General features: G+C 60.6%; 4 protein-coding genes and 1 pseudogene. 2 read left to right on the forward strand and 3 right to left on the reverse strand.

The window, feature by feature from the left end; translation table 11 throughout:
• Nucleotides 1-17: 17 nt before the first annotated feature.
• The 3 genes from PSV43_RS04815 to PSV43_RS04825 are packed head-to-tail and all read right to left on the reverse strand — an operon-like array spanning nucleotide 18 to nucleotide 3,686.
• The gene (locus PSV43_RS04815) at nucleotides 18-1,244 is read right to left on the reverse strand and encodes a mandelate racemase/muconate lactonizing enzyme family protein (RefSeq protein ID WP_300194340.1); all 1,227 of its coding nucleotides are present in this window, start codon (nucleotides 1,242-1,244) and stop codon (nucleotides 18-20) included.
• A gap of 7 nt (nucleotides 1,245-1,251) precedes the next feature.
• Entirely contained in the window at nucleotides 1,252-2,694 is a 1,443-nt protein-coding gene (locus PSV43_RS04820) for an Nramp family divalent metal transporter (RefSeq protein ID WP_300194342.1), read from the reverse strand.
• A 20-nt stretch (nucleotides 2,695-2,714) separates the two neighbouring features.
• Entirely contained in the window at nucleotides 2,715-3,686 is a 972-nt protein-coding gene (locus PSV43_RS04825; protein WP_300194345.1) for a mannonate dehydratase, read from the reverse strand.
• A gap of 52 nt (nucleotides 3,687-3,738) precedes the next feature.
• On the opposite strand from PSV43_RS04825, the gene PSV43_RS04830 reads away from it, so the two are divergent.
• Nucleotides 3,739-5,061 carry a neutral/alkaline non-lysosomal ceramidase N-terminal domain-containing protein gene (locus PSV43_RS04830; protein WP_300194347.1) on the forward strand — a complete coding sequence of 441 codons (1,323 nt, stop codon included), beginning with the start codon at nucleotides 3,739-3,741 and terminating at the stop codon, nucleotides 5,059-5,061.
• A 3-nt stretch (nucleotides 5,062-5,064) separates the two neighbouring features.
• Nucleotides 5,065-5,797, forward strand: a pseudogene (locus tag PSV43_RS04835) (isochorismatase family protein); the annotation flags it as partial.

Raw genomic sequence — 5,797 nt, forward strand, 5'->3', positions numbered from 1 at the left:
GTGGCGGTTGAACTCAACTACTTCACCACACTCTTCCTCCACCCGTTTACTCCTTCACGGAACAGCTCGTCCTTCAACTTTGTCCCCAGGCCCGTTCCCGTGGGCAGCTGCGCCTTCCCGTTCTCGATGACTGGCAGCGTATCGACCAGTTTGTCGTAGAATGAGCGGATGTGCGCGCGGACCGTCTCCTGAAACACGACATTGGCCGATGAGGCCGCGAGATGCAGGCCGCTGAACAGCGTGAGCGGGCCGGTGCAGTCGTGAATTGTCGCAGGGACGTTGAAGGTCTGCGCCATGTCGATGACGCGGCGGGTTTCGCTGATGCCGCCGTTCCATGTCGGATCGACCATGCAGTAGTCGCAGGCCTGTGCTTGCAGCACGCTGAGGTATTCTTTGCGGCCCAGCAGCATCTCACTCGCCGCGATGGGCAGACCGCTTCTGCGACGAAAATCAGCGAGCGTGGCGACGTTATCGACGCGCAGCACGTCTTCGAGCCACAGCGGCTTGATCTCGCGCAACGCTTCCGCGATGCGCAACGCCGCCGGGAGCTGGAAAAAAGCATGCCCTTCGATGGCGATGTCCATTTTCATGCCGACTCGCTCGCGAATCTCCCGCAGGGGTTTCATGGCTTCTTCGACATCGGCCCAGGAGATGTGCAGACCGCCGTTACGATGTGCCGCACGATCAAAGGGCCACAGCTTCATCGCGGTGATGCCTTCGGCGAGCAGTTCCTCAGCGAGGTCACCGGCGGCAAAATGTGAGGCCCAGTTGTCTTGCAGCGGTCCCTTGCTGCCGATGTCGCCATAGCCCGGCCAGCCCGGATGACGTGGAGCTTCTGTGGCACCTGCCAGCGCGCCGTAACTCGGACCGCCGCTCGTATTATACACGGGAATCGCATCACGCACCGGCCCGCCGAGCAGGCGATACACCGGTTGGTTGCAGGCCTGCCCAAGAATGTCCCACAGCGCGAGATCAATGGCCGACAGCGCGCGCATCTCCGCGCCCGGATGCCCAAACGGCGTGCAGCGCTCATAGAGGAAGCGCCAGTGCGCTTCAATCGCCAGCGCATCGGCTCCGAGCAGGCGCTCTGCCATCCAATCGTGAATCAACGCCGAGATGGCATGCGGTGTGTAATACGTCTCGCCGCAGCCGATGAACCCGTCCTCCGTGTGAATGCGGACGAGCAGCAGATTCGGCATGATGCCGGAGGGAATGGCGGTTTCGATGGCGGTGATGCGTGACATGAGGGGATCAGTGGGAGAAAATCTGGCGGAACATGGCGAATGAAATGAAGCCGTAAAACAAGGCGCACAAGACGAGCGCGATCTTGCGCCACAGAGGCGGGCGCAGCTCAGGCGGCAGCAGCGTGGTGTTGAGGCGCAGGATTTGCAGCGAGGAGAAGGCCGTGATGGGTGCGGCGGTGGCACCGAGAATCATGAGCAGCAGTTTCGCATCGCCAAGGAATGCGCCGAAGCACGCGATCACCGTGAAGCCGAGCAGCAGCAGGCCATAGAGCCGCCCCACCGGCATTTTCTTCGGCACCGCACCGCCCGCCCATGCCATGTCTGCCACCACGCGGGCCAGCACGTCCACATTCGTCAGTGTCGTCGAAAACAGAATCCAGAAGCCGTTCATGAGGCCGAGAATCCAGAAGCCCTCCCACAGCCTGCGCATCTCCGCCGCTTGAAACACGCCCGCCGAAACGCCGGTGACCTGCATGCCGGGCTGAAACAATGACGAGGCCAGATTCACCATCAAAAACATGCCCACGATGCATCCCAGCATCCACAGGCCGGATTGATCAATGATCGCGTAACGCCACCAGTCGCGCCAGCGCTTCATATTTTCCACGTTGATCGGAAACACGCTGCCTGCTGGGGCCAATGTCTGCTCCGTGCTCCATACGCCACCCATGTTGCCCGCTTTGGAAGCCATGCCGAAGCCCTTGTCACGAAACCAGTTGGAGATGGCAAGATTGCCAATGCCGCCGCTGCCTGCGAGCGCTGCAAACACTGCCAGCATCACGAAATCGACCTTCTCAGGAACCACTCCGAACGAGAAGAAGCCTGTCAGCGTGCTGGTCCAGTCCTTGAGCGGCACAAAGGTGAAGTTCACCCACAGCAGGAAACCGAAGATGAAGATGATCATCACCCACGACATCCGTTCCAGCAGTCGCTCGACCTTTCTGCCTGATGCGAGCACCACGGCCGAGAGCAATACGATCGCGACCGTGATCCACGTCACAGTCGACGCATCGCCATTCGTCGGAGCACGCCCTTGCAGGATCGCAAACGCCACACCTGCGCATCCAGCCGCCGCCGCAGGCATGCCGAGCTGCGCAAAGCCCGCCAGCGCATAAAACACGCCCCACACCCGCGATCCCGGCCGCATCCGCATGAAGCCCGTGAGCACCGGCTCGCCAGTGTAGAGCGTGTAGCGCACCGCTTCGAGATTCAGCAGCGATTGCAGCACAAACGCCAGAGTCGCGATCCACAGCACGCTGCGTCCGTGCTGCACCACAAACAACGGTCCTGCGATCCACTCGCCCATCCCAATGGCCCCCACGAGCAGGATGGCCCCAGGCCCGATGGTGCGCAGCGCATTGCGCAAACTGAATGGCAGCGGCGCGGGAAGATCGTCGGTCTTCCAAGGAGGAAGACAGCCGTGATTCGGGTTGGTTGGGTCAGGTTCCATGAGATTTCATCCACCGCTCTTCAGACAGGCGATGATGGCTGGCCGGCTTGGATGCTTTGAATCAGCCCGCGCATGTAGCCATAGGCGAACAAACGGCCCATCATGGTGTAGCCGGGCTCGCCATCTTCTTCTCCGTCGAGCTGCGGCACATGATCGGGACGCATGGGGCCGGTGAAGCCGATGTCGTGATAAGCGCGCATGGCGGCAACCATGTCGGTGGGGCCGTTGTCATGAAACGTCTCGGCAAAACACTCTGCATTGCCACGCACGTCGCGAAAATGAACGTAGCGGATGTGCGGGCCCAGTCGGCGGATGGCGGCGGGAATGTCCGCACCCATCTCCGCAAAGGTGCCCTGGCAGAAACAGATCGCATTGTGTTGGCTCGGAGCGAGGCGCATGAGCCGCTCGAAGTTTTCGACGCTGTTCATGATGCGCGCCTTGCCGGCGAATTCGGCCAGCGGCGGGTCATCGGGATGCATGACCATGGTCACGCCGTATTTTTCTGCCGCAGGGAGCAGTTCGGCGAGCATGCGCTCCAAATTCGTCCACAGGGCATCCGCTTTGATTGATTCGCTGCCAGCCTTAATCGCCGCCGAGTTCAAAGACATGGCTTGCTGCGCTTCTTTGAGATCAAAAGCCGTCACCAGCGCTCCGCCACGCTCCCTGGCATCCAATTTGGTTCGCACCCAGTCGGTGCCGGCCATGAAGTTGTAGCAGAGCAGCGGGATTTCAGCCTCGCTCATGTGTTCAAGCAACTGTTTCATCGCCGTCATGTCACTGCCATCGTCCTTTCCGAGCTTGAGCTTCTCGATGGGCAGATAGCCTTCGATGATGCCCAGCTTCATGCCGTGGCGCTCGATTTGCGCTTTGGTTTGCAGCAGAGGTTCCAATTCCGGCCCTGGATAGCGCACCGTAATTTCTTCCACGCCGCACTGGGCCGCGAGGGCCAGATGGTGATCGTTGAGCGGTGTGAGGACAGAGGCGAGGCGCATGAAAGATGGGTGAGGAGTGAACAAACAACGTGGGTTCGCCCGTAGTTTGTGCATGTCGCTCCGCGCTTTTTTCCTCGCCATTCTGTGTGCCAGTGCCGTCCTTGCCGCACCGCCCGGAGCCACGCCGCTTTCGCCTGCTGGTCCGCCGAAGTCCGTGGCTCCCCACGTGCCGGCGAACTGGAAATTTGGAACGGCCACCGTCGCGGTGACGCCGCAGAAGCTTCTCTGGATGGCCGGGTACGCGGGACGCAAAAAACCTGCGGAAGGCAAGGTCCAGGATCTGTTTGCCAAGGCTCTGGCTCTGCAAGATGAGCAGGGAAACAAGCTGGTGTTTGTGACGCTCGATCTCATCGGTGTGCCACAGCTTCTGCGTCGTGCGGTGGCGCAGCGTGCGGAGAAGGAATTTGGGCTGCCGCCTGCCCATTTGGTGATGAACGCGTCCCATACGCACAGTGGGCCTTCTCTTCGCACGACTCCGCTGACGGATGCAGACAAGGACAACCCCAAGGCCAAAGACTTGTGGGACTACACGCAGAAGCTGCAAAACGACCTCGTTGGCCTGATCGGCAAGGCGCTCAAGGAAATGCAGCCCGCACGCCTCACATGGAACAAGGCACGCTGTGGTTTCGCGATGAATCGTCGTCGGGACTACACGCTGCCGCCGGATCATCCCAACGCGAACAAAGCGCCCAATCCGGATGGTCCCGTCGATCATGAGGTGCCGGCACTGCGCGTCGAAGCGCCTGATGGAACGCTGCGGGCCACCCTGTTTGGTTACGCCTGCCACAACACCAGCCTTGGCTTTTACAACTGGTGCGGTGACTACGCGGGCTTCGCGCAGGAATACCTTCAGGAGCACCGACCTGGCTTCACGGCACTGTTCCTGATGGGCTGCGGCGCTGATCAGAACCCTTATCCACGCCGCAGCGATGTCGTTCCCGGTGTCACGGATCTGGAGCTTTCCATGCAGCATGGTCGTTCGCTTTCCAACGCCGTTGAAATGGCTCTCGCCGTCAATCCACGTCCCGTGCAGGGGCTGATCCGCGCTGCCTACGAGGAGATCAAACTCAGCTACGCCAAGGCAGGGCGCGCAGACCATGACTACCCGGTGCAGGTCATCAAGCTCGGCAACGACCTCACCTTCATCACGCTCGGCAGCGAGGTCGTGGTGGACTACTCCCTGCGCTTCAAGCGTGAGTTTGCCGGTGCCGCTGGTGTTTGGGTGGCCGGTTATTCCAATGATTACACCGGCTATGTCCCGAGCCTGCGCGTCCTCAAAGAAGGCGGCTATGAAGCTGCGGCCGGTTGGGCGGAAAGCGTGGAAGAACGCATCGCCGCCAAGGTCCATGAACTGCACGAAAAACTCTCCCGATAATCCATGAAGACGTTCGCTCTCCTCCTCGCATTCACCGTCTCGGCTTTCGCCGTTGAAGCACCGCTCCCGTTCACACTGCAATCGCGCGCTCCCGCCGGCAAGGCGACGCTGGTGAAGGAAGCCTGGCTGCCATCCCGCAGCGCCATCATCGTCTGTGACATGTGGGACCTGCACCACTGCAAAAACGCCGTGACGCGTGAGGTCGAGATGGCAGCGCGCATGAATGAAGTGCTCGAAAAGGCACGCAAGGATGGCGTGCTGATCATCCATGCGCCGAGCAGTTGCATGAAGCCTTATGAAGGCACGGCTGCACGTGGACGTGCGAAGACTGCGTCTGCTGCTGCGCGGTTGCCGGACAAGATTGCCGAGTGGTGCAAGCAGATCCCGGCGGAAGAGATGGCTGTGTATCCGCTGGATCAAACCGATGGCGGCGAGGATGACGATGCTGCCGAGCATGCCGCCTGGGCCAAGGAACTTGCAGCGAAGGGGCTCAATCCGAAAGCGCCGTGGACGAAGCAGATCGACGTGCTGCGAATTGATCAGGAGAAAGACGCCATCAGCGACAGCGGTGTCGAAATTTGGAATCTGCTCGAAGAGCGGAACATCGACAATGTGATCCTCATGGGCGTACACCTTAACATGTGCGTCTCTGGTCGCCCCTTCGGCCTGCGCCAGATGGAGAAGAATGGCAAGCACGTCGTCCTGATGCGCGACATGACGGACACGATGTACAATC

Origin of the sequence: Prosthecobacter sp. (genome assembly GCF_029946185.1) — a bacterium.
Lineage (GTDB): Bacteria > Verrucomicrobiota > Verrucomicrobiia > Verrucomicrobiales > Verrucomicrobiaceae > Prosthecobacter.